Origin of the sequence: Mesorhizobium sp. M0659 (genome assembly GCF_040320605.1) — a bacterium.
Lineage (GTDB): Bacteria > Pseudomonadota > Alphaproteobacteria > Rhizobiales > Rhizobiaceae > Mesorhizobium.
The window spans coordinates 161,026-182,697 of record NZ_JAMYPY010000011.1 but is presented as its reverse complement, the minus strand read 5'-3'; the positions used below and the strand labels follow the sequence as shown (position 1 = coordinate 182,697).

Genomic DNA, 21,672 nt, shown 5'->3' with positions numbered 1-21,672 from the left:
TTGAATTTACGAAATACTCGGTAGCGTATTTATAGGCGGCGGCAAGCAAAGCTGGTGCGCTGTTGTGGTGCGCGACGCAGCCTGTCGCGTTCGTCCACTCTTTCGGCGAAGCGGGTTGCGTTTGTGACTTTCATCAACCCACGACTGTCAACTAGGCTTGACCCATAGCGGAGATTCAATGCGTCGAGAGATCGTCATTTGGCATTGACCCGAAGCCGGCATAAAAGCAAAACCGCGATTTCGGCAGTTCAAGCGGGCTGTTGTCGCAATCCAAAACGGAGTTTTAAAAATGCTGTTTGCGTTGATTTGCAAGGACAAGCCAGGCAGCCTGCAGGTGCGGGTCGACACGCGGCCGGTCCACGTCGCCTTTCTCGAAGGCCTGAACGCCGACAACAAACTGGCCTTTGCCGGCCCGTTCCTCGACGCCGAAGGCAAGCCCAACGGCAGCCTCGTCGTCGTCGAAGCGCCCGATCTCGCCGGTGCGCAGGCGCTGTCGGCTGCCGACCCCTATGCCAAGGCCGGGCTGTTCGAAAGTGTCGAAATCCGCCAGTGGAACTGGACCTTCAACAAGCCGGCGGCTAGTTAGTTCCGGCGGCGCCTAGAGCGATCCCAGGAAAAGTGTGTAACGGTTTTCCGTCCGGAATTGCGCAAAGTAGTTGGAGCAAAGACATGAACTACTGGCTGTTCAAATCCGAACCTTCGGTCTTCTCCTTCGAGGCGCTGAAGGCCAAGGGCAAGGCCGGCACGCAGTGGGACGGCGTGCGCAACTATGCAGCGCGCAACAACATGAAGGCGATGCAGATCGGCGATCTCGGCTTCTTCTATCACTCCAATGAAGGGCTGAACGTCGTCGGCATTGCCGAAGTCTGCGGGCTTGCCCATCCCGACAGCACCACCGACGATCCGCGCTGGGAATGCGTCGACATTCGAGCCTTCAAGGATGTGCCGAACCCGCCGACGCTGGAACAGGTCAAGGCCAATCCGAAGCTTGCCGAAATGGCGCTGGTGCGGCTCGGCCGGCTTTCCGTACAGCCGGTGACGCCGGCCGAATGGAAGGAAGTCTGCCGCATGGGCGGCCTGACGCCGGCTCCGTGACGGTCCTCACGCCGAACAGCGCGAAAAAGTTCATTCTCGACAACACGGCGCTTATGTCGCCGCCGCATGTGCCGGAGATTGTCCTCAATCTGGCCGACGAAGCGCATGACCTCTGGCAGCGCACGGAGCACGAGCTGATCGAAATCGGCCTGCCGCCGCCGTTCTGGGCCTTTGCCTGGGCCGGCGGTCAGGGCCTTGCCCGTTACGTGCTGGACAATCCGTCGGATGTGCGGGGCAAACGCGTGCTCGACTTCGCCTCCGGCTCCGGCCTTGTCGCCATCGCCGCCGCCAAGGCGGGTGCGGCGCACGTGATCGCCGCCGACATCGACCCGTTCTGCGAAACGGCGATCCGCCTCAACGCAGAGGCCAATGGCGTTGCCATCGACTTTTGCGGCACGGACTGCATCGGCACCGACGCCGGCTGGGACGTGGTGCTGGCCGGCGACGTCTTCTACGACAAATCCTTCGCCGACACGCTGATGCCGTGGTTTTCGACACTGAAGGCGCGCGGCGCTGACATCCTCGTCGGCGATCCGGGCCGCTCCTACATGCCGAAGGCGGGACTGGAGCCGCTCGCCGTCTACGAAGTGGCAGTGACGCGGGCGCTGGAGGACGCCCTGGTCAAGCGCACCACGGTGTGGCGCTTCGCTTGACGGCATTGCCGAACAGGCGTTCCATCGCGCATTTTGAAGAATACGCATGTTGTTATCCCAGAACCGTCAGGCTTTGGGCGGCATGCTTGAGGGGAGGACTTTATGGATTTTTCAGTGGTGAACTGGCTGGCGGTGGTTGTCGCGGCCGTCGCGGCGTGGCTGTTTGGCGCCGTCTGGTACACGGCCCTCAGCAAGCCTTGGATGAGGGCGGCCAGGATCGATCCGTCAACGTCAAAGAAATCGATATTGCCCTTCATCATCTCCTTCATCGCCGAGCTGATCATGGCGCTGGTCTTAGCCTTGGTCGTCGGCGCGATGACCGGCGGCGAGCCGGTCCTTGTCGCAGGGCTGGTCTTCGGCTTCGTCCTCTGGCTGGGTTTCGTCGCCACGACGCTGACGGCCAACCATCGCTATGAGAATTTCGGCTGGGACCTGACCCTCATCGACGGCGGCCACTGGCTCGGCGTGCTGTTGATCATCGGCGCGGTGATCGGCTGGTTCGGGACGCCGGTCGCCGGCTGAGGCCTGCAGAAGTCATCAGGTCTGCGTCCTGGCGACTTCGTCGAGGATCCATTCACGGAAAGCGATGATGCGCGGATCGTTGGCAGTGCTCTCGGGATAGACCAGGAAGTAGCCGAACTCCGGCCCCACGCGCAGACCGAGTTCAAAGGGCTGCACCAGCCTTCCCTGGGAAAGGTCGTTTGCCACCATAGCGAACTCGGCGAGCGCCACGGCATTGCCGTCGAGCGCCGCCTGCACGGCATCGGTAGAGGTTCCAAACACGATAGTCCGGCTGTCGTCGAAATCGTTGATGCCGGCCGCGGCCATCCACATGCGCCAGTTCGGCCATGTCACGCCTTGGCGCGACCATTCGATATGGGCAAGCGTGTGGTTGAAGAGGTCGCGCGGTTCGCGCAGCGGCGGGCCGGAGGTCAGCAGGCTCGGGCTGCACACCGGAATGAGGATGTTGTCGAACAGGCGATGGGCGCGAAGCCCCGGATACTTGCCGACCCCGAACCGGATGCCGACATCGACGTCGTCGAGTTCGAAATCGCGCACTTCGTAGCCGATGTCGAACCTCAGTTCGATACTGGGCTGAAGTTTGCGAAAATCGTCGACGCGCCGCATCAGCCATTTTGACGCGAACTGCGCGTCGAGCGTCACCTTCAGCAATGCCGTGCCGCGCGTCAGCTTGCGCGCCCGCGACACCGCCCGGTTGAGCAGGTCGAGCGCATCGATCGAGGCCTCGAACAGCACCGTACCTGCCTCGGTCAACCGGATGGTACGACTGGTTCGCGTGAACAGCACCAGCCCGAGCTGATCCTCGATTTCCTTGATCTGGTGGCTGACCGCCGCCGGCGTCAGCCCGAGCTCGTCGGCAGCGCGGGTGAAATTGAGGTGGCGGGCGGCGGCTTCCAGAGTCCTCAGCGCGCGCGTTCCGGGCAACAGACGGGACATCACCGTATCCTCAAATAAAACTTGACGATCCGAAAAGAACTACTCGTTTCTCTTATGGATTTCAATGCGGCATGATGCATCCATCGAAACACCATCAAGCCGGATTTGATATCCGGCGGAACACGGAGCGCATCATGTCCATCTTCGTTTTGAACTCGCCAGCAGCTCGCTCGAACTGGTTGCATGCCGTAACGGACTGGCTTCGCCAGGCGAAAGTCGCCATCAACCTGCCGCGCCAGGACGTGGAGGACCTTTCGGATCGCCAACTGCGCGATGTCGGCGCGCAGCGCAAGGACGTGACGCGGGCCGTGGACCGGGAACTCGGCCGGCTTGGATTGCTGGACACTGGGTGGCAGAAGCCGAGAAGGCGTTAGGCAATGGTGAGTAGTGAGTAGTGAGTAGTGAAGGATTGAAACGACGCCGAGACCATCCTACTCCCTACTCCCTACTCCCTACTCCCTACTCCCTACTCCCTACTCCCTACTCCCTACTCCCTACTCCCTACTCCCTACCTCACCACCCTCACTACCGTCCGGTCCGACACCAGCGGCAACAGCCGCGCCATTGTCCGCGCTGTCACCGCCACGCAGCCTTGCGTCGGTGTGAAGCCTGGGCGCGCCAGATGGAAGAAGATGGCGCTGCCGCGGCCGCGCCGGCGCGGCGCCATGTTCCAGTCGAGCACCAGGCAGGCGTCATAGAGGCGGTCGTCGCGCCGCATTCGCTCATGGCTGGCGCCATAAGGGATTTTCACCGGCCGGTTGTAGTTGCGGTCGTCCGGCACCTCGCACCAGCCGAGATCGGCGCCGATCGGCGCCATCGCCAGCCGGGTTTTGCGGCCGGCCGCGAAATGATCGCCCCGAAAATATCCTGACAAAATCCGCATCTCGCCAAGCGGCGTCGCACCGTCGCCTTCGCGCTTATTGGCCGAGATACCGCCGCGTCCGAGCGCACAGGCAAACACCTTGCTGCCGGCCTGCAATATCCCCTGGCTGGGGTTGCCCGGCCTCGCCCGAACCACCAGCACACGCAGCCCTTTCGGCAAAATTGCGCCGGCTGCATTGCGATCGCGTTTTTTCTTGTATGATCGTGTCACGGAACAAATCACTGTGATCGGACTGTTGCGCCGGTCAGCTTCCGCATAAATGGGGGGCGGTCAACTGAAAATTCTTTTCAAAACAATGGATTGATCCATGACATCACGTACCATTCTGATCGTTGACGACGATGACGACCTGCGCGGAACCCTCGTCGAGCAACTGGCCCTTTACGAAGAATTCGACGTCTTGCAGGAAGCGACCGCCGCCAAAGGCGTCGCCGCGGCGCGCGGCGGGCTCATCGACCTGCTCATCATGGATGTCGGGCTGCCGGACATGGATGGCCGCGAGGCGGTGAAGATCCTGCGCAAGGGCGGCTACAAGGCGCCGATCATCATGCTGACCGGCCACGATACCGATTCCGACACAATTCTGGGCCTCGAGGCCGGCGCCAACGACTATGTCACCAAGCCGTTCCGCTTCGCCGTGCTGCTCGCCCGCATACGCGCACAACTGCGCCAGCACGAGCAGAGCGAGGACGCCACCTTTTCGGTCGGGCCCTACACGTTCAAGCCCAGCCAGAAGCTTCTGATCGACCAGCGCGGCGGCAAGGTGCGGCTGACCGAGAAGGAAGCCTCGATCATCAAATATCTCTATCGAGCCGACCAGAAGGTGGTGACGCGCGATGTCCTGCTCGAGGAAGTGTGGGGCTACAATTCCGGCGTCACCACGCACACGCTGGAAACTCACGTCTACCGGCTGCGCCAGAAGATCGAGCGCGATCCTTCCAATGCTGAAATTCTTGTGACAGAAAGCGGCGGCTACAAGCTGGTTCCTTAAACTTTTCATTGTTCAATAAGCGGTCGGGGCGGGACTGTTTCGGGGAGGATCCGGCTGGGGGAGCCTGGATCGGCCCGCTGCGCAGATTGAAGTGTTAGAGCGTCCTTTGCGCGTCCAATTGGACGCGCGGCGCTCTAAGGGAGGGATTGGACTGACCGTTCGGGGACGCAGCTAGAGATGGCGCTGGATGACGACATCCGCATCCTGTCCGCCGTGAAGCTCTTTGAGGGTTTCACGCAGGAACAGCTGCGCCTGCTCGCCTTCGGCGCCGAAGCCACCCATCTGCAGGCCGACCGCAAGCTGTACCGCGAGGATGACGAAGCCGACTCAGCCTATATCGTGGTCAGTGGCCGCATCGTGCTCTACCGCGAGCATGACGGCGACCGCATCCCGATCGGCACCGCCGGCCCCGGCACGATCCTCAGCGAACTGGCGCTGATCGCCGACTCAAGACGGCTGACCAGCGCCTCGGCCGAGACCGATTCGGAAGTGATAAGGTTGAGCCGCAAGATGTTTCGCCGCATCCTGGAGGAATACCCCGAAGTGGCGGTGAAACTGCACCAGCGAATCCTCGATGATTTTCAGGCCATGATCGCCCGCATCGAGAAGTTGGCCCCAAGGTTTGGCGGGTAGGTCCCCGCGACCGCGCTCACGCTTGGGTGTGTCGAGATTCAGGTCAGGCCGAGTCGAAAATGGCTGATACCGAGAACCGGAGCGGAGCGTACTCAAAGTACGCACCGGAAGCGCAGGTATCGGCCATTGCAGGCCGGCCTCACCTGAATATCGGCACGCCTAATCCAGGTCGAACCGCGCAATCACCGGCACATGGTCCGAGGGCCGCTCCCAGCCACGCGCCTCTCGCAGGATCTCATAGCCGGCAAAGCTCGGCACCAGGTTCGGTGACGACCAGACATGGTCGAGCCGGCGGCCGCGGTTCGAGGCTTCCCAGTCCCGCGCGCGATAGCTCCACCAGGTGTAGAGCTTCTGCTCTGGCGGCACGTCGAGCCGCATCAGGTCGACCCAGTCGCCGGCGATCCGCATCGCGTCGAAATTTTGCGTCTCGACCGGCGTGTGGCTGACGACGTTGAGCAATTGCTTGTGCGACCAGACATCGTGCTCCTGCGGAGCGATGTTGAGATCGCCGACCAGGATCGAGGCCGACACCTCGTCATGCGCGGCGCGGATGGCGTTCATCTCGGCAACGAAATCGAGCTTGTGGCGGAACTTGCGGTTGATCTCCGGATCGGGCTCGTCGCCGCCGGCCGGCACGTAGAAATTGTGGACCAGGATTGCCTTGCCGCCGGCCTGCACCTTGACCGACAGATGCCGGCTGTCATCGATCTCGCAGAAGCGCCGTTTCTCGACAATCTCGATCGGCCGCCGCGCCACCGTCGCAACGCCGTGATAGCCCTTCTGGCCATGGAATGCGATGTGCTCGTAGCCGGCCTTGCGGAACGCCTTTTCCGGAAACAGCTCGTCGGGAACCTTCGTCTCCTGCAGGCAAAGCACATCGGGCGCCTGCTCCGTCAGCAGCCGCTCGACGATCGGCATGCGCAGGCGCACGGAATTGATGTTCCAGGTGGCGATGGAGAAGGGCATGCGGCGATCCGAACAAGATCGCCGATCTACTGCCAGCCGAGCGCTACAAACACAAGCCAGCCTTTGCGGGCGGCGGCCCTGATTCAGGGTCAGGCCGAGTCGAAAATGGTGGTCTCCGAGAACCGGAGCGGAGCGTACTTAAACCACGTGAGCGCCGGAAGCGCAGGAGATCGCCATTTGCAGGCCGGCCTGACCGGATCTAGCGGTGGTTGGTGTTCAGCTCGCGGTTCGCCGTATAGTCGATGGCGAACGTATCCGCAGGGAAGCTGACGCCTTCCTTGGTGTTGTAGATCATCACCGTGGTGTCCTTGCCCTGCGCGTCGGTGATGGTCCACTGGCGCAGATCATAGGATTTCGGATCGAACATCATGGTGATCTTCGAATTGCCGAACACCGACTTGTCGGCAAGCTGGATGGTGGTGAGGTCGCTCTCTTCCTTGATCGATTTGACGCGGCCGCCCGAGAGGTCGATCTTGGTGTCGAGCAACAGCTTCAGCGGTGTCTTCGACAACGGATAGAGATCAGACGTTTTCAGCCGCTTGTTGAGGATGACCACCGACTTGCCGTCGGAAATCACCCGGAAATTCGACTTGCCGTCATAGTTGAAGCGAATCTTGCCTGGCCGCTCAAGGAAGAACTTGCCGCCGGTCTGCTGGTTGTTGGGGCCGAACTGGACGAACTCGCCGCTCATCGATTTGACCGAGGAGAAATGGTCGGCGATCTTTTGCGCCGTCGGCGGCACCGCCGCCTGCGCCGAGGCCAAGAGCTGGAACCCCGGCACGACGTTGATGGCCGCGGCGCCGGCAAGCATCAGGCCAAGGCCGAGCAACTGGCGACGGTTTGGAGCGAAATCGCTGATCGCGGAAAGATCGTTTTTCATGCCGGTCACTCTCGTGTGGTGTGTGTCTCGTTGCAGTCCGTGGACCCCCAGTTAGACTTAAGTTTGGCGGGCCGGACAGCGCTCAGTCGCTGTAACGCGCCAAAAGGTTCAAGGTTGCCGCCGGGCCGTATCGGCTGATCAGAACTTGTCGTCCTCGGTCGGCACCAGGATTTCGCGTTTGCCGGCATGGTTGGCCGGGCCGACAATGCCTTCCTTCTCCATCTTCTCGATGATCGAGGCGGCGCGGTTGTAGCCGATGCCGAGCCGGCGCTGGATATAGCTGGTCGACGCCTTGCCGTCGCGCAGCACGACCGAGACCGCCTGGTCGTAGGGATCGTCGGAATCCTCGAAATTGCTGTTGCCGCCACCGCCAGCGCCGCCCTTGCCCGACGGCTCGTCATCGTCCTCGCCGTCATCCTCGGTGATGGCGTCGAGATATTCGGGCACGCCCTGCAGCTTCAGATGGGCGACGATCTTCTCGACCTCGTCGTCGGCGACGAACGGGCCGTGCACGCGCTGGATGCGGCCGCCGCCGGCCATGTACAGCATGTCGCCCATGCCGAGCAGCTGCTCGGCGCCCTGCTCGCCCAGAATGGTGCGGCTGTCGATCTTCGACGTCACCTGGAAGGAGATACGGGTCGGGAAATTGGCCTTGATGGTGCCGGTGATGACGTCGACCGACGGACGCTGCGTCGCCATGATGACATGGATGCCGGCCGCGCGCGCCATTTGTGCCAGGCGCTGCACCGCGCCTTCGATGTCCTTGCCGGCGACCATCATCAAATCGGCCATCTCGTCGATGATGACCACTATGTAGGGCATTGGCTCGAGATCGAGGTTCTCGGTCTCGTAGATCGCCTCGCCGGTCTGGCGGTCGAAGCCGGTCTGCACGGTGCGCGAGATTTTTTCGCCCTTCTTTTCAGCCAACTGCACGCGCGCGTTGAAGCCGTCGATGTTGCGCACGCCGACCTTGGACATCTTGCGGTAGCGGTCCTCCATCTCGCGCACGGTCCATTTCAACGCCACCACCGCCTTCTTCGGGTCGGTGACCACCGGCGTCAGAAGGTGCGGGATGCCGTCATAGACCGAAAGTTCCAGCATCTTCGGGTCGATCATGATCAGCCGGCAGTCCTGCGGCGTCAGCTTGTAGAGCAGCGACAGGATCATGGTGTTGATGGCGACGGACTTGCCGGAGCCGGTGGTGCCGGCGACCAGCACATGCGGCATCTTGGCGATGTCGACGATCACCGCCTCGCCATTGATGGTCTTGCCCAGCGCCAGCGCCAGCTTGGACTTGGTCGTCTCGAAATCGCGGCTGGCCAGGATCTCCCGGAGATAGACGGTCTCGCGCTTGGCATTCGGCAATTCGATGCCGATGGCGTTGCGGCCGGGCACCACGGCGACGCGGCAGGCAATGGCGCTCATCGAGCGGGCGATGTCGTCGGACAGGCCGATGACGCGCGACGATTTGATGCCGGGCGCCGGCTCCAACTCATAGAGCGTGACTACCGGGCCGGGCCGTACCGCGATAATCTCGCCCTTGACGCCGAAATCCTCCAGAACGCCTTCGAGCAGGCGCGCATTCTGCTCCAGCGCGTCCTTGGACAGGCTGGCGTCGCGCACCACGTTCTTCGGCTCCGACAGGAAATGCAGCGACGGCATTTCGAATGTTTCCGAGCCGATCAGCGAGGTCTGCGCCTCGCGCTGGACGCGCGCGCCGGGAGCGGGACGCGGCGCAGGTGCGGCGACGCGGGTCGCCGCATCTGACCGGAAGTTTTGCACCTTGGCGTTCGGCGCGGCACGGCGCGGGACCGGCTCGTCGTCGAGTTCGACCTCCTCGTCGCCATTGTCGAAACCGGCATCGAGGACGTCGTCATCGTCCGGATCGACGGAAACGCTGCGGTCATTGACCATGGCGGCGAAGAATTCCGGCTCGACGCGGGCGCGGCCATCCGGGCTCATCCGCGCTTCGGCGAATTCCGCTGATTCGACCCGTTCGGCGGCGCGGCGCCATGCGGTGGAGCGCTGCTCTATCTCCGGCTCGAACTCGTCGCGCTCCTGCTGGCGGCGCACAGCCCGGCGATGCATCCAGGCGCGGAAAGACAGCCACCAATGGGTAATGGCGCCGAGCGCCAGTATCCCTTCGTCGCCCTCGTCGTCGTCTTCGTCGAAGAGCAGGTCGTCCTCTCGGGGATCGGGCTCCGCGGTGCGCTCCATGACGGCAAAGCCGTTCTTGCGCGCAATCAGCGCCGAGCCATAGGCAAACAGCCACAGCGCCGGCGCAATGAGCACCATGGCAATGACGCTGGCAACGATGCCGGTCGGGTAGCCGCCAATGACCAGGCCCGGAATATTGAGCACCATGTCGCCGAACACGCCGCCGAGGCCGGTCGGCAACGGCCAGGTCTTGGGCGGCACCACGCAGCCGGCCATCGCCGCCGCGAGCAGCGCGAAGCCGAACCAGGCAAGGCCGCGCTTCGGCAGCCTGTCGACGCCGCGCGCCGAAAACAGGAGAAAGCCCCAGATCACCGCCGGCACCAGGGCGGCGACCGCGGCAAGGCCGAAGAACTGCATGGCGAGGTCGGAGAATACCGCGCCCGCATAGCCCATGGCGTTGGTGACGATGTTGTCGGTGGCGTGCGAGAAGCTGGGATCGGCGACGTTCCAGGTCGCCAGCGCCGCGACGCCAAAGGCGACCAGCGCAAACAGGCCGGCGCCGACCAGCCGCCCGACCTGGCGCCGCGCGAATGCCTGGATGCCGTGCCCCGTATCGGTCAGCGCGAGCGGTGCTGAAGCCCCTGAACGCATGCTTCGTTCCCCGTCTGTCATGGCTGGCCGGGCGCATGACGCACTCCGGCAGATTCGGATGTCAGACTATCGGGGGGAAGGTTAAGGCCGCATTAACTATACGCACCCAGAGCCACGATCTTGCTCACTCCACTGTAGGCAGTCTCACCGGTTCGGAACCAATCCGGTCGACGTCTCCCCGCCGGCGGCCATCACTAGAACGTGATTGCGCAGGGACCGAGGCCGGCCAGCACGGTTGCCAAAAAGAGAGGCCCGGAATGACCCGGGCCTCAAAGCGTGAACTCCTTTCGGGAGCGTCACGACGGGATGGGAGAATGCGGGGCGGCCGAGGCCGCCCCGCAAGGCTTACGAGTGGTAGGCCGCTTCGCCATGCGAAGTCAGGTCGAGGCCTTCGCGCTCGGCGTCGGCTGTCGGACGCAGACCGATGATCAAGTCGACGACCTTGTAGAGGATTGCGCTGCCGATGCCCGACCACAGCAGGGTTACCAGGACGCCTTTGCCCTGCGCCAGGAGCTGCGTGGCCGTGCCGGCATAGCCGGCGGCGAAGTCGGCCGTCGAATAGTCGACGATGCCGGCGCCGCCGAGGGCGGGATTGACCAGAATGCCAGTGCCTAGCGCACCGATGATGCCACCGACGCAGTGGACGCCGAAGACATCGAGGCTGTCATCATAGTCGAACGTGTTCTTCACCACCGAGACGAAGAAGTAGCAGACGAAGGTGGCGACGATGCCAAGCACGATAGCGCCCATCGGGCCGGCAAAACCTGCAGCCGGCGTAATCGCGACGAGGCCGGTGACCGCGCCCGAAACAGCGCCGAGCATGGAGGCTTTGCCGCGCAGCAGCGATTCAAGCACGATCCAGGCCACTGCCGCCGCCGCCGTGGCGACGAAGGTGTTGATCATCGCCAGCACCGCATAGGCGTTCGCTTCGAGGTTCGAACCGGCGTTGAAGCCGAACCAGCCGACCCACAGCAATGAAGCGCCGACCATGGTCAGCGTCATCGAGTGCGGCGCCATGATGTCCTTCTTGTAGCCGATGCGCTTGCCGATCATCAGCGCGCCGACGAGACCGGCAATGCCCGCATTGATGTGAACGACCGTGCCGCCGGCGAAGTCGATGGCGCCGAAGCTGAAGATCAGGCCGGACGGGTCGGCATAGGCGCTCGGGCCGCCCCAGAACCAGACCATGTGCGCGATCGGGAAGTAGATTAACGTCACCCATAGGATAACGAAAAGGATCAAGGCGGAGAATTTGACGCGTTCGGCGAATGCGCCGACGATCAGGGCGGGCGTGATGCAGGCGAAGGTCATCTGGAAGACGACGAACACCAGTTCAGGAATGGCGACGCCCTTGCTGAAGGTTTCCGACAGCGTCGACACATTGACGCCGGAGAGAAACATCTTCGAAAGCCCACCGACGAAGGCGTTGCCCGGGGTGAAGGCGAGGCTGTAGCCGTAGAAGACCCAGATGATCATGACCACGCTGGTGATGGTGAAGACCTGCATCAACACCGACAACATGTTCTTGGTGCGAACCAGGCCGCCGTAGAAAAGCGCAAGGCCGGGAATGGTCATCAACAGCACCAGCACGGTGGAAATCATCATCCACGTGGTGTCGCCCTTGTCGACGGTGAACGCCGGCGCTGCTGGCGCCGCCGCGGCGACGGCGGGAGCCGCCTCCTGCGCGAAGGCAGCAACCGTGCCCAATGCTCCGAGCGCTAACGAGCCCAGCAGCGCGGAGCGCGCCACTGACTTCAAGGTGGAAGGTATGTTCATTGAACTCTCCATTGGAATACGTGTTCGCCGCTCAAAGCGCGTCGGTGTCTGTTTCGCCGGTACGGATGCGCACCGCCTGATCGATGCCGAAGACGAAGATCTTGCCGTCGCCGATCTGGCCGGTCTTGGCCGCCGCCGTAATGGCTTCGACGGCCTTGTCGACCAGGTCGAGGCTGACCGCGACTTCGATCTTGATTTTCGGCAGGAAACTGACCGCGTATTCCGCCCCGCGATAGATTTCCGTGTGTCCCTTCTGACGCCCGTAGCCTTTGACTTCGGTGACGGTCAGGCCCTGGATGCCGACGGCGGTGAGCGCTTCGCGCACCTCGTCGAGCTTGAACGGCTTGATGATAGCCATCACGATTTTCATAAGGTTTCACCCTTTGCTGTTGCGGTCCCCCGCGTTTGCACACCTTCACCGATCCCAAAAAGCCCGGAGAGTGCCCAACAGGATTCAAGCTCCGTGCCAGTTGCCGAAGCAGGGTGTTAACTCATTGTAAATAAACGGATCGCTCGAGTCCCGGCGCCACGGTGCGCACTGTCAACGGACAGTCACTGATTAAAAAGTAGGCAATTTTTCGAAAATGCCTATTCCGCAGGCGGCCGCTTCAGCCGGATCAGGCCTTCCTGGGCAACCGAGGCGATCAGCGTGCCGTCGCGGGCAAACAGCGAGCCGCGGGTGAAGCCGCGCGACCCCTGCGTCGACGGGCTGTCCTGCGTGTACAGGATCCAGTCATCGAGCGGATGGCTGCGATGGAACCACATCGCATGGTCGAGGCTCGCCGCCTGGATGTCGCGGTCGAAAATGGCGCGGCCGTGCGCAAAGGTCGAGGTGTCGAGCAGCGTCATGTCGGAGAGGTAGGCAAGCACCGCCGCCTGGATGCCGCGGTCGGCCGGCACCGGGCCGGTGGTGCGGATCCAGATGTTCTGCTGCGGCTCCAGCTTTTCGCGGCTGGTGTAATGCTTCAGCATCACCGGCTTCATCTCGATCGGCCGGTCACGCTCCCAGTAGCGCTTGATGCCGTCCGGCACCGCCTCGCCGAACTTGCCCAGCAATTCGCGCTGCGACAACAGGCTGTCGGGCGGCGGCACGTCGCGCGGCATCGGCAGCTGATGCTCAAGGCCAACCTCGTCCTGCTGGAACGAGGCTTCCAGCGAAAAGATCGCCTGGCCGTGCTGGATCGCCACCACGCGCCGCGTGGTGAAGGAGCCGCCATCGCGGATGCGGTCGACCTCGTAGACGATCGGCACCTTGGTGTCGCCGGGCCGCATGAAATAGCCGTGCAGCGAATGCACGTGGCGCTCGGGCTCGACGGTGCGCTGCGCGGCGACCAGCGCCTGGGCGATGGTCTGGCCGCCGAAAACGCGCTGCCAGTCGAGCTTGGGGCTGCGACCACGGTACAGATTGTGTTCCAGCTGCTCGAGGTCGAGAATGCTGAGAAGCTCGTCCATGGCCGCCGTCATGCTTCGTGACCTCGCCGTAAGATGCTATGGCGGTTTCCGACAGGAATGGCGGGCAGTCAAGGCCGGAATGCCCCAGTGGGCGGGGATGGTCGAGACTTCGAAAGGAATTGACATGGCGAACCGCAACCCGGACGCAAAAACCCCGCTCGACGTGCTGGTCGCTGGCGCCGGCTATGTCGGCCTCGCCGCCGCCGTGTCGCTGAAACAGGCGCGGCCGGGCCTCGCCGTGGCGGTCGTTGATGCTGCCCCCGCCGGCGTCTGGCAGAAGGACCGCCGCGCCTCGGCGATCGCCGCCGCCGCCTGCCGCATGCTCGACCAGCTCGGCGTCTGGCAGGAAATCGTCGGGCAATCGCAGGCGATCACCGAGATGATCGTCACCGATTCGCGCACCGCCGATCCGGTGCGTCCGGTGTTTCTCACCTTCGATGGCGAGGTCGCGCCGGGCGAACCGTTCGCCCACATGGTCGCCAACAAGGACCTGAACAGCGCCTTGCGCCGCCGCGCGCAAAAGCTCGGCATCGACATCATCGAAGGTGTCGCGGTCGCATCGTTCGACGGCAATGGCGCCGGCATCACCGTGCATCTGGCCGACGGCGTGGCGATTGAGGCGCGGCTGCTGGTCGCCGCCGACGGCGTCAATTCCAAATTGCGCGACATGGCCGGCATCAAGACGGTGAAATGGGAATATGGCCAGTCCGGCATCGTCTGCACGGTGGCGCATGAGCGCCCGCACAATGGCCGCGCCGAAGAGCATTTTCTGCCGGCCGGCCCGTTTGCAACGCTGCCGCTCAAGCCGACCGAGGACGGCACCAACCGTTCGTCGCTGGTCTGGGTCGAACGTTCCGAGGATGCCGAAAAGCTGGTCTCGGGCGACGACCTCGTCTTCGAGCAGGAGCTTGAATTGCGCTTCGGCCTGAAGCTCGGCGAAATCCGCGTCACCGACAAGCCGCGCGCCTGGCCGCTCGGCCTGACCATCGCGCGCGCCTTTGTCGCCCCGCGCGTAGCGCTTGCCGGCGACGCCGCGCACGGCATCCACCCGATCGCCGGCCAGGGCCTCAATCTCGGCTTCAAGGATGTGGCGGCCCTTGCTGAAGTGGTGGTCGAGGCCGATCGCTTGGGACAGGATATCGGCGCGCTCGACGTGCTCGAGCGCTACCAGCAATGGCGCCGCTTCGACACGGTGCAGATGGGCGTCACCACAGATGTGCTGAACCGGCTGTTTTCCAACGACATCGGCCCGCTGCGCCAGCTCCGCGACATAGGCCTCGGCCTTGTCGAACGGATGCCCAGGCTGAAGGAGTTCTTCATCCGCCAGGCGTCGGGGTTGTCCAACGGCACACCGCGACTATTGAAGGGGGAGGCGATCTAGCAGCCAGACAAGTAGTAGAAGACCACAATGGCGACCAGCGTGCCGACCACCAGCCTGCCGGCGCGGGATTTGCGCAATCTGTCACCAAACAGCATGCCGATCAGATCGGCCAATTCCGCAGCCACGTACGCAATTGCTTCCATCTGTGCCTTGACGGTTTGGGGGTACCGTCCCATTGATGTGGGGACGACCGCCTTCCGTTCAAGATCAATGTTGACCGAGGTCAGTTGACCTCAAACCCCAGCTTCTGCCGCAGTCGCAGCATGCGTTGGTCGGCGACCTTGAAACTCTGCTCGCCGCTCTTGGCAACACGATCCAGCATCTGCAGCAGATCTTCGCGCTCGTGGGGATCGAGGCGCTCGCGCAGGAAGGGCGCCAGCTTGTCGATGACGATCGTCGTGTCGTCGATCTGCGCCGCGGCCCATTTGGCGTAGACGACGGCTTCATCGGTCTTCTTCTGGTTGTCCGCAATCTGCGAGATCACCTCGCGGATGACCGTTTCGCGCTTCGGCAGGATCGGGCCGTTCTCCGCTGCCAGTGCGGTGATCAGCGTTGCCGCCGCCACCACAGGATCGTCGATCGCCGTCAGCGGCGACAGCGCCGCCTGCTTGCGCAGCTTCTTGCGCCTTATGTTGCCCTGGACGCGGCCGACGACGTCGGCGACCTCGCGCGCGGCTTCGTTCATGGCCTTCATGCGATACCACCAGAACGCCCCGGCTCCCAGCACGCCGAGAATAGCAATCAGGAAAGGCATGTCGAATTCCCCCGAAAATTGCGGCGACGATAGGAGAACTCCGGCGTTGCTTCAACACGCAAGAATTGTATCTGATGAGAAAACAGAGCTGGCCCCCTAATTATCCAGACGCCGAGATCGGACGTCCTGGGTTCAGGTCGCTCGTCACGGGCACTAATGATGCAACCGCTTGGCGATAACGCCGACTTCGCATCCACCCCACCCCACCTGCAAGATATTTCACATACTGATATTTCGTTCGCCATCATTGACATGCCATAAATCCCGCCGTATTCAATCTCGCCAGAGATTTCATCTGATGAAATTTCTTGCAAAGCTGATGCGACGAGGCTTTCATCGTCGGGGAACCCGGAGGAGAGAATGAACAGGATTGGGCTGGTGGGCGCGCTGAGCGCCGCTGTGATGACGTTGACCCTGGCGATGCCAGCGTCGGCAGAGAGCAAGTTTCAGTGCAAGCCGGATGAGACCTACGTGATGAACGTCATGGTCTCCTCGCATCCCTATTGGGTGCCGGTCTATCAGGGCTTCAAGCAGGCGGCTGCGGCGATGGGCTGCAAGACAGTGTTTTCGGGCACGCCGGACTATGACATCGCCAAGCAGATCGCTTCCTTCGAACAGGATCTGATCAAGAAGCCGGCCGGCGTGCTGCTGCACCCGATGCAGGCCGATCCGTTCATCGAGCCGATCAACCGCGCCATCGAGAACGGCACCACCGTCGTCACCTTCGCCGCCGACTCGCCAAAATCCAAGCGCGTCTCCTACATCACCTCGGACAATCTGGCGGAAGCCAAGTTTGCCGCCGAGGAGATCGTCAAGCAGGTCGGCGACGACGCCGAATATGGCGTGCTTGAGAACCCCGGCCAGAGCAACCACGATCTGCGCGTCACCGCCTTCATCGACTATCTCGCCAAGAACTATCCGAAGATGAAGCTGGTCGGACGCCAGGCCTCCAATCAGGACGCCAATGTCGCCAACAAGGCGGTGGCCTCGATGCTGCAAGCCAACCCGAACCTCAAGGCGCTGTGGATTCCGGAAGCCGGTTCGGCCGAAGGCGCGGTCGCGGCCGTTCTCGAAGCCAAGGCCAAGGTGCTGATCATGCACGCCGACATCACCCCGGCGACGCTGGAGCAGATCAAGGCCGGCAACATCCACATGGCGCTGAGCCCGAACCAGGGCATGCAGGGTTATCTCGGCTTCGTCGCCACCTTCATGGCGGCGCATCCGGAGCTGATCGACCCGTTCAACGACTACAAGACGTCGGGCCACAACCCGATGAGCATCCCCTTCGCCGATAACGGCTTTGCCGTCATCACCAAGGAGAATGCCGACTCGTTCGACCTGAACAAGTACATGCAGGGCCGCGATCCCAGCTAATCGCGTCCATCAGGCAATCGCGCCATCCGGCGCGGTTGCCTTATCCCTCCCTGAGCAGGTGAGCACACAAGTGGAAATCCCGGCCCTCCTCAAAATATCCGGCCTCAGCAAATCGTTCGGCCCTGTCCGTGCGTTGCGCGATGTCGGGTTCGAACTGCGCGCCGGCGAAATCCACGCCATTGCCGGCGAGAACGGCGCCGGCAAGTCGACGTTGATGAAGGTGATCGACGGCATACTGCCGCCCGACAGCGGCGACATCCAGATCGACGGCCGCTCCGTTTCGATCCCCTCGCCGCTGGCGGCGCAAAAGCTCGGCATCGGCTTCGTGCATCAGGAGATCGCGCTCTGCCCCGATGTCTCGGTGGCGGAAAACATCTTCATGTCGATCACCAACGCCAGCAAGGCTTTGCTGATGAATTACCGTGACCTCGAGAAACGCGCGACAGCCATCCTGGCGCGACTTGGCAACATCGATCCGACCGCGATGGCGCGGAGCCTGTCGATCTCCCACCAGCAGCTGGTCGAAATCGCCAAGGCGCTGACGCTCGATTGCCGCATCCTCATCTTCGACGAGCCGACGGCAGCGCTGACCGAGCGCGAGGCCAAGAAACTGTTCGAGATCATCCACCAGCTTGCCGGCGAAGGCATCGGCGTCATCTACATCTCGCACCGCATGGCCGAAATCTTCGAATACTGCGATCGCGTCACGGTGCTGCGCGACGGCCGGTACATCACCACGCTCGACATATCGGCGACGACGCCCGAACAGGTGGTGGCGTCCATGGTCGGCCGCGTCATCGACAGCCTCTATCCCGAGAAGCTGCGCGACGACGAGCGGTCTGAGGAGATCCTGCTCGAGGTTAACAAGCTCTCGGAAGCAACCACCTTCCGCGACATCAGCTTCCAGTTGCGCAAGGGCGAAATCCTCGGCATTGGCGGCCTGATCGGCGCCGGTCGCAGCGAGATCGTTCGGGGTATCTGCCGGCTGGAGGGTCAGGTGACCGGCAATGCCAGCCTGCATGGCAAGCCGCTGTCGCTGACCCATTATGGCGATAGCATCGCCGCCGGCATCGTCTACCTCTCCGAAGACCGCAAGGGTGACGGGCTGTTCCTCGATATGTCGATCGCCGCCAACATCTCGGCGCTGGCGGTGGACCGGATCTCGACGCGCTTCGGCCTCATCAACGATCGGCGCGAGAAGCAGCGGGCGGAGACGATCGGCAAGCAGCTATCGCTGAAATGCGGCCATGTCGGCCAGCCGGTTTCGACGCTCTCGGGTGGCAACCAGCAGAAGGTGGCGATCGCCAAGATGCTGTCGGTCGACCCGAAAGTGATCTTCCTCGACGAGCCGACGCGCGGCGTCGATGTCGGCGCCAAGGCCGAAATCCACCGGATCCTGCGCAAGCTGGCGCGCGACGGCGTCGGCATCGTGGTCATCTCGTCGGAACTGCCGGAACTGATCGGTGTCTGCGACCGGGTGCTGATCGTACGCGAGGGACGCATCACCGGCGAGGTCACCGGCGCGGAAATGACCGAAGAAAACATCATGGTCCTGGCATCGCTTGCCGATGACGGCCGGCAACGGAGTGCCGCATGAGCATCGTGGGGGAAAGCATGGACAGCGTGACGCCGCCGGCCCGCATCGGGTTCGGTGAAAGGCTTGGCGGCCTGATCAGGATGCGCGAGACCGGTCTGATCCTCATCATCGCCGTGCTCTTTGCGGTCATGTCGGTCACATCGCCGTACTTCCTGACCTGGGACAACATGCGGGCGATGGCGATGGCCTTCGCGGTCGAAGGCATCGTCGTCGTCGGCATGACGATCCTTCTGATCTCAGGCGGCATCGACCTTTCGGTCGGTTCGGTCACCGCACTCGCCATGGTCATTGCCGGCCTGCTCTTCCTCGGCGGCGTCGACCCCTGGCTGGCATCATTGATTGCAATAGCGGCCTGTGCAGGCATCGGCGCCTTTATGGGCTTCTTCGTCACCAGGGTGGGATTGCACCACTTCATCGTCTCTCTGGCCCTGATGGTGATTGCGCGCGGGCTCTGCCTGCTCGGCACCGGCGGCCGCCCGCTCGGGCTCTATACCCTGCCGCCCGAGTTCAAATTCATCGGCCAGGGCGCCATTGGCGGCATTCCGGTCGTCATCATCATCTTCATCGTCTTCGTCATCCTGTCCGACTTCATGCTGCGCCGCACGACGATGTTCCGCAAAGTCTTCTACACCGGCAGCAATGAGAAGGCGGCCGCCTATTCCGGCATCCGCACCAAGAAGGTCGTGTTACTGACGACGACGCTCTGCTCGACACTGTGCGGCTTTGCCGGAGTGATCTACATGGCCCGCTTCGGCTCGGCCCAGCCGACTTTCGGCGCCGGCATGGAGCTGAACGTCATCGCCGCCGCGGTGATCGGCGGCGCCAGCCTGACCGGCGGCTCCGGCACCATTCTCGGCGCCATCCTCGGCACCATCCTGCTCTCCGTCGTTTCAAGCTCGCTCGCTCTGCTCGACGTGTCCGTCTATTGGCAGGACATCATCCGCGGGTCCATTCTGCTGACGGCGGTCACCGCCGATTACTACTTCAACAAGCGGCGGGGCTGAGATGGCGGACGGCAGGGAAGATTTCGAGGCGATCCGGCAGATCCACACCGTTCTGGTGCTGCACTTCGTCGACGGCATGAAGCAGAACGACATTGCGGCGGCGCTCAACCTTTCGGCGTCGAAAGTCAATCGGCTGATCGCGCAAGGGCGCAAGCTCGGCATGCTGAGGATCGCGGTCGAGAGCCCGTTCCAGCGCCTCGTCGACATCGAAAAGCAGCTGATCGAGGTCGCGCAACTGGCAGCCGCGATCGTGACGCCGACCGTGGCCGGCAGTCCCGACAGCACGCTGCAGCAGGTGGGGCGCGCGGCGGCCAACCAGTTGCTCGAGACCTTGCGCGACGGCGACGTCATCGCCATTACCGGCGGCAAGGCGATCAGCGCGCTGGTCGAAAACCTGCAGCCCGAGCGCGCCTTCGACGTCACCGTCGTGCCGCTGACCGGCGGCGTCCAGGGCAAGCACTATACCGACGTCAACCATCTGGCGACGCGGCTGGCCGAACGCCTCGGCGGCACCAGCATGCTCTTGCATGCGCCACTCTTTGCCGAAAGCCGCGAGCAGCGCGATCTCCTGCTGGACATGGCCTCGGTGCGCGAGATCTTCGACCTGGCGCGCAAGGCGGCGATCGCGCTGGTCGGCGTCGGGTCGATTCAGACGCCGGGATCGAGCTACTACGACCTCCACCCAGGCCTCGATCCCGACCGCGAAAAACTCGCCGCCAGCGGCGCGGTCGGCGAGTTTCTTGCGCATCTGATCCGCGACGACGGCACGCTGGCCGACTACCCGCCCAATGACCGCCTGGTGGCGCTGGCGCCTTCGGAACTTGGCCGCTGCCGGTCGGTGATGGGGGTGGCCAGCGGCGCCGAAAAGATCTGGCCGATCCGTGCCGCGCTTCGCGGCAACTATCTCAAATCACTGGTCGTCGACGAAGAGACGGCCAATGCAGTCCTGAGCAATGCGGGGAGCATACGCAATGTCGCCTGAAATGTTGACGCGCACCATTGGCGCGTCGGGAATATCCGCCTCCGCGATTGGCCTCGGCACCTGGGCCATTGGCGGCTGGATGTGGGGCGGCACCGATGAGGCGCAGTCGATCGACACCATCCGCGCCTCGATCGACGAAGGCGTTTCGCTGATCGACACCGCGCCGGCCTACGGCAAGGGGCTGTCCGAGGAAATCGTCGGCAAGGCGATAAAGGGTCGCCGTGACAAGGTCGTCCTTGCCACCAAGCTTGGGCTGGTTTGGCATACCAAGAAGGGCAACCACTTCTTCGACTATGACGGCGCGCCGGTGCATCGCTATCTCGGTGCCGACTCTGTCGTCTACGAAGTCGAGCAGAGCCTGCGCCGCCTCGGCACCGACCATATCGACCACTACATCACCCACTGGCAGGATCCGACCACGCCGGTCACTGAAACAATGGAAGCGCTCGACCGCCTCAAGACCCAGGGCAAGATCCGCTCCATCGGCGCCAGCAATGTCAGCGTCGCCGATGTGAAGGCCTATCTCGCGGCCGGCCAACTCGATGCGGTCCAGCAGGAATACAGCATGGTTGCGCGTGACATGGAACAGGATCTCTTACCCTTCTGCGCCGGGAACAACGTGTCGGTGCTCAGCTATTCGTCGCTGGCGCTCGGTCTGCTCTCGGGCAAGATCGGTCCCGACCGCGTCTTTACCGGCGACGACCAGCGCAAGGACAATCCGCGCTTCTCGCAGCCCAACCGCCGCAAGGTGGCAGCGCTGATGGAAGCGATCAAGCCGAGTGCCGAGGCGCACGGCGCCAGCGAGGCGCAGGTGGTCATCGCCTGGACGCTGCAGCAGCCCGGCATCACCTTCTCACTCTGCGGCGCGCGCAGCCCGCAGCAAGCCAGGGAAAACGCGCAGGCCGGCCGCATCAAATTGTCGGGACAGGAGATCAACCAGATCAGTGAGGCCGCCAGCCGCCATCTGACCAATCTCGACGCCTGA

The 21,672-nt window shown here is 63.0% G+C and carries 23 protein-coding genes; 13 read left to right on the top strand and 10 right to left on the bottom strand.

Going from position 1 to position 21,672, the window contains the following annotated elements:
* The first annotated feature begins 289 nt into the window (after nucleotides 1–289).
* The 4 genes from NKI31_RS19355 (at nucleotide 290) to NKI31_RS19340 (ending at nucleotide 2,270) form a co-directional block, all read left to right on the top strand.
* Entirely contained in the window at nucleotides 290–586 is a 297-nt protein-coding gene (locus tag NKI31_RS19355) for a YciI-like protein (protein ID WP_023670486.1), read from the top strand.
* Nucleotides 587–669: 83 nt separating this feature from the next.
* Nucleotides 670–1,095 (top strand): EVE domain-containing protein, encoded by a 426-nt coding sequence (locus NKI31_RS19350; protein ID WP_023683904.1) that lies wholly within the window; start codon nucleotides 670–672, stop codon nucleotides 1,093–1,095.
* Nucleotides 1,050–1,748 (top strand): class I SAM-dependent methyltransferase, encoded by a 699-nt coding sequence (locus NKI31_RS19345; RefSeq protein WP_352652346.1) that lies wholly within the window; start codon nucleotides 1,050–1,052, stop codon nucleotides 1,746–1,748. Before NKI31_RS19350 ends, NKI31_RS19345 begins: the two co-directional genes overlap by 46 nt.
* 102 nt (nucleotides 1,749–1,850) lie before the next feature.
* Nucleotides 1,851–2,270 carry a DUF1761 domain-containing protein gene (locus NKI31_RS19340; protein ID WP_023698384.1) on the top strand — a complete coding sequence of 140 codons (420 nt, stop codon included), beginning with the start codon at nucleotides 1,851–1,853 and terminating at the stop codon, nucleotides 2,268–2,270.
* A 15-nt stretch (nucleotides 2,271–2,285) separates the two neighbouring features.
* Here the strand turns inward: NKI31_RS19340 and gcvA are convergent, their stop codons facing one another.
* Entirely contained in the window at nucleotides 2,286–3,206 is a 921-nt protein-coding gene (gene gcvA, locus NKI31_RS19335) for a transcriptional regulator GcvA (protein WP_023683901.1), read from the bottom strand.
* A 134-nt stretch (nucleotides 3,207–3,340) separates the two neighbouring features.
* Between gcvA and NKI31_RS19330 the strand changes: the two genes are divergently transcribed.
* Entirely contained in the window at nucleotides 3,341–3,580 is a 240-nt protein-coding gene (locus tag NKI31_RS19330) for a hypothetical protein (protein WP_023670491.1), read from the top strand.
* Between the two features lie 134 nt (nucleotides 3,581–3,714).
* Here the strand turns inward: NKI31_RS19330 and NKI31_RS19325 are convergent, their stop codons facing one another.
* The gene (locus NKI31_RS19325; protein ID WP_196813612.1) at nucleotides 3,715–4,251 is read right to left on the bottom strand and encodes a L,D-transpeptidase family protein; all 537 of its coding nucleotides are present in this window, start codon (nucleotides 4,249–4,251) and stop codon (nucleotides 3,715–3,717) included.
* Nucleotides 4,252–4,396: 145 nt separating this feature from the next.
* Between NKI31_RS19325 and NKI31_RS19320 the strand changes: the two genes are divergently transcribed.
* Nucleotides 4,397–5,080, top strand: coding sequence for a response regulator transcription factor (locus NKI31_RS19320; protein WP_023670493.1), 684 nt, complete (start codon nucleotides 4,397–4,399; stop codon nucleotides 5,078–5,080).
* 177 nt (nucleotides 5,081–5,257) lie between these two features.
* A complete protein-coding gene (locus tag NKI31_RS19315; protein WP_023670494.1) occupies nucleotides 5,258–5,713 on the top strand; it encodes a cyclic nucleotide-binding domain-containing protein in 456 nt (151 codons plus the stop codon).
* 159 nt (nucleotides 5,714–5,872) lie between these two features.
* Here the strand turns inward: NKI31_RS19315 and xth are convergent, their stop codons facing one another.
* From xth to tesB, 6 genes are all read right to left on the bottom strand, one after another.
* On the bottom strand, nucleotides 5,873–6,679 hold the full coding sequence (gene xth / locus NKI31_RS19310) for an exodeoxyribonuclease III (protein ID WP_023670495.1): 807 nt from the start codon (nucleotides 6,677–6,679) through the stop codon (nucleotides 5,873–5,875).
* A gap of 199 nt (nucleotides 6,680–6,878) precedes the next feature.
* Entirely contained in the window at nucleotides 6,879–7,559 is a 681-nt protein-coding gene (locus NKI31_RS19305) for an outer-membrane lipoprotein carrier protein LolA (protein WP_023683897.1), read from the bottom strand.
* A gap of 138 nt (nucleotides 7,560–7,697) precedes the next feature.
* On the bottom strand, nucleotides 7,698–10,367 hold the full coding sequence (locus NKI31_RS19300; protein WP_352512776.1) for a DNA translocase FtsK: 2,670 nt from the start codon (nucleotides 10,365–10,367) through the stop codon (nucleotides 7,698–7,700).
* 345 nt (nucleotides 10,368–10,712) lie between these two features.
* Complete coding sequence (locus tag NKI31_RS19295) at nucleotides 10,713–12,161, bottom strand: ammonium transporter (protein ID WP_373420142.1); 1,449 nt, start codon at nucleotides 12,159–12,161, stop codon at nucleotides 10,713–10,715.
* Between the two features lie 13 nt (nucleotides 12,162–12,174).
* Complete coding sequence (locus tag NKI31_RS19290) at nucleotides 12,175–12,513, bottom strand: P-II family nitrogen regulator (protein ID WP_112396146.1); 339 nt, start codon at nucleotides 12,511–12,513, stop codon at nucleotides 12,175–12,177.
* Between the two features lie 218 nt (nucleotides 12,514–12,731).
* On the bottom strand, nucleotides 12,732–13,607 hold the full coding sequence (gene tesB / locus NKI31_RS19285; RefSeq protein WP_023687727.1) for an acyl-CoA thioesterase II: 876 nt from the start codon (nucleotides 13,605–13,607) through the stop codon (nucleotides 12,732–12,734).
* Between the two features lie 112 nt (nucleotides 13,608–13,719).
* Here tesB and NKI31_RS19280 point away from each other — a divergent pair, with 112 nt between their 5' ends.
* Nucleotides 13,720–14,976 carry a ubiquinone biosynthesis hydroxylase gene (locus NKI31_RS19280; protein WP_352652345.1) on the top strand — a complete coding sequence of 419 codons (1,257 nt, stop codon included), beginning with the start codon at nucleotides 13,720–13,722 and terminating at the stop codon, nucleotides 14,974–14,976.
* Here NKI31_RS19280 and NKI31_RS19275 read toward each other — a convergent pair.
* Both NKI31_RS19275 and NKI31_RS19270 read right to left on the bottom strand, forming a co-directional pair.
* Complete coding sequence (locus NKI31_RS19275; RefSeq protein WP_352652344.1) at nucleotides 14,973–15,119, bottom strand: hypothetical protein; 147 nt, start codon at nucleotides 15,117–15,119, stop codon at nucleotides 14,973–14,975. The two genes, NKI31_RS19280 and NKI31_RS19275, sit on opposite strands and share 4 nt — an antisense overlap.
* Nucleotides 15,120–15,199: 80 nt before the next feature.
* Nucleotides 15,200–15,730 carry a hypothetical protein gene (locus NKI31_RS19270; RefSeq protein ID WP_352652343.1) on the bottom strand — a complete coding sequence of 177 codons (531 nt, stop codon included), beginning with the start codon at nucleotides 15,728–15,730 and terminating at the stop codon, nucleotides 15,200–15,202.
* Nucleotides 15,731–16,132: 402 nt separating this feature from the next.
* Here NKI31_RS19270 and NKI31_RS19265 point away from each other — a divergent pair, with 402 nt between their 5' ends.
* The 5 genes from NKI31_RS19265 (at nucleotide 16,133) to NKI31_RS19245 (ending at nucleotide 21,672) form a co-directional block, all read left to right on the top strand.
* Nucleotides 16,133–17,104, top strand: a complete 972-nt coding sequence (locus NKI31_RS19265; protein WP_352652365.1) for a substrate-binding domain-containing protein — start codon at nucleotides 16,133–16,135, stop codon at nucleotides 17,102–17,104.
* Nucleotides 17,105–17,174: 70 nt separating this feature from the next.
* A complete protein-coding gene (locus NKI31_RS19260; protein ID WP_352652342.1) occupies nucleotides 17,175–18,701 on the top strand; it encodes a sugar ABC transporter ATP-binding protein in 1,527 nt (508 codons plus the stop codon).
* Nucleotides 18,702–18,718: 17 nt separating this feature from the next.
* Nucleotides 18,719–19,705 carry an ABC transporter permease gene (locus NKI31_RS19255; RefSeq protein ID WP_352652364.1) on the top strand — a complete coding sequence of 329 codons (987 nt, stop codon included), beginning with the start codon at nucleotides 18,719–18,721 and terminating at the stop codon, nucleotides 19,703–19,705.
* Between the two features lies 1 nt (nucleotide 19,706).
* Entirely contained in the window at nucleotides 19,707–20,687 is a 981-nt protein-coding gene (locus NKI31_RS19250) for a sugar-binding transcriptional regulator (protein WP_023742132.1), read from the top strand.
* Entirely contained in the window at nucleotides 20,677–21,672 is a 996-nt protein-coding gene (locus tag NKI31_RS19245) for an aldo/keto reductase (RefSeq protein ID WP_352652340.1), read from the top strand. Before NKI31_RS19250 ends, NKI31_RS19245 begins: the two co-directional genes overlap by 11 nt.

What these genes read in the sequence shown, in the direction of transcription:
- NKI31_RS19275 (WP_352652344.1), bottom strand. Translation starts at nt 15,119, where the DNA reads ATGGAAGCAATTGCGTACGTGGCTGCGGAATTGGCCGATCTGATCGGC.
- NKI31_RS19320 (WP_023670493.1), top strand. Translation starts at nt 4,397, where the DNA reads ATGACATCACGTACCATTCTGATCGTTGACGACGATGACGACCTGCGC.
- gcvA (WP_023683901.1), bottom strand. Translation starts at nt 3,206, where the DNA reads ATGTCCCGTCTGTTGCCCGGAACGCGCGCGCTGAGGACTCTGGAAGCC.
- NKI31_RS19315 (WP_023670494.1), top strand. Translation starts at nt 5,258, where the DNA reads ATGGCGCTGGATGACGACATCCGCATCCTGTCCGCCGTGAAGCTCTTT.
- NKI31_RS19355 (WP_023670486.1), top strand. Translation starts at nt 290, where the DNA reads ATGCTGTTTGCGTTGATTTGCAAGGACAAGCCAGGCAGCCTGCAGGTG.
- NKI31_RS19250 (WP_023742132.1), top strand. Translation starts at nt 19,707, where the DNA reads ATGGCGGACGGCAGGGAAGATTTCGAGGCGATCCGGCAGATCCACACC.
- NKI31_RS19305 (WP_023683897.1), bottom strand. Translation starts at nt 7,559, where the DNA reads ATGAAAAACGATCTTTCCGCGATCAGCGATTTCGCTCCAAACCGTCGC.
- NKI31_RS19290 (WP_112396146.1), bottom strand. Translation starts at nt 12,513, where the DNA reads ATGAAAATCGTGATGGCTATCATCAAGCCGTTCAAGCTCGACGAGGTG.
- NKI31_RS19245 (WP_352652340.1), top strand. Translation starts at nt 20,677, where the DNA reads ATGTCGCCTGAAATGTTGACGCGCACCATTGGCGCGTCGGGAATATCC.
- xth (WP_023670495.1), bottom strand. Translation starts at nt 6,679, where the DNA reads ATGCCCTTCTCCATCGCCACCTGGAACATCAATTCCGTGCGCCTGCGC.
- NKI31_RS19265 (WP_352652365.1), top strand. Translation starts at nt 16,133, where the DNA reads ATGACGTTGACCCTGGCGATGCCAGCGTCGGCAGAGAGCAAGTTTCAG.
- NKI31_RS19270 (WP_352652343.1), bottom strand. Translation starts at nt 15,730, where the DNA reads ATGCCTTTCCTGATTGCTATTCTCGGCGTGCTGGGAGCCGGGGCGTTC.
- NKI31_RS19330 (WP_023670491.1), top strand. Translation starts at nt 3,341, where the DNA reads ATGTCCATCTTCGTTTTGAACTCGCCAGCAGCTCGCTCGAACTGGTTG.
- NKI31_RS19345 (WP_352652346.1), top strand. Translation starts at nt 1,050, where the DNA reads ATGGAAGGAAGTCTGCCGCATGGGCGGCCTGACGCCGGCTCCGTGACG.
- tesB (WP_023687727.1), bottom strand. Translation starts at nt 13,607, where the DNA reads ATGACGGCGGCCATGGACGAGCTTCTCAGCATTCTCGACCTCGAGCAG.
- NKI31_RS19350 (WP_023683904.1), top strand. Translation starts at nt 670, where the DNA reads ATGAACTACTGGCTGTTCAAATCCGAACCTTCGGTCTTCTCCTTCGAG.
- NKI31_RS19280 (WP_352652345.1), top strand. Translation starts at nt 13,720, where the DNA reads ATGGCGAACCGCAACCCGGACGCAAAAACCCCGCTCGACGTGCTGGTC.
- NKI31_RS19300 (WP_352512776.1), bottom strand. Translation starts at nt 10,367, where the DNA reads ATGCGTTCAGGGGCTTCAGCACCGCTCGCGCTGACCGATACGGGGCAC.
- NKI31_RS19340 (WP_023698384.1), top strand. Translation starts at nt 1,851, where the DNA reads ATGGATTTTTCAGTGGTGAACTGGCTGGCGGTGGTTGTCGCGGCCGTC.
- NKI31_RS19255 (WP_352652364.1), top strand. Translation starts at nt 18,719, where the DNA reads ATGGACAGCGTGACGCCGCCGGCCCGCATCGGGTTCGGTGAAAGGCTT.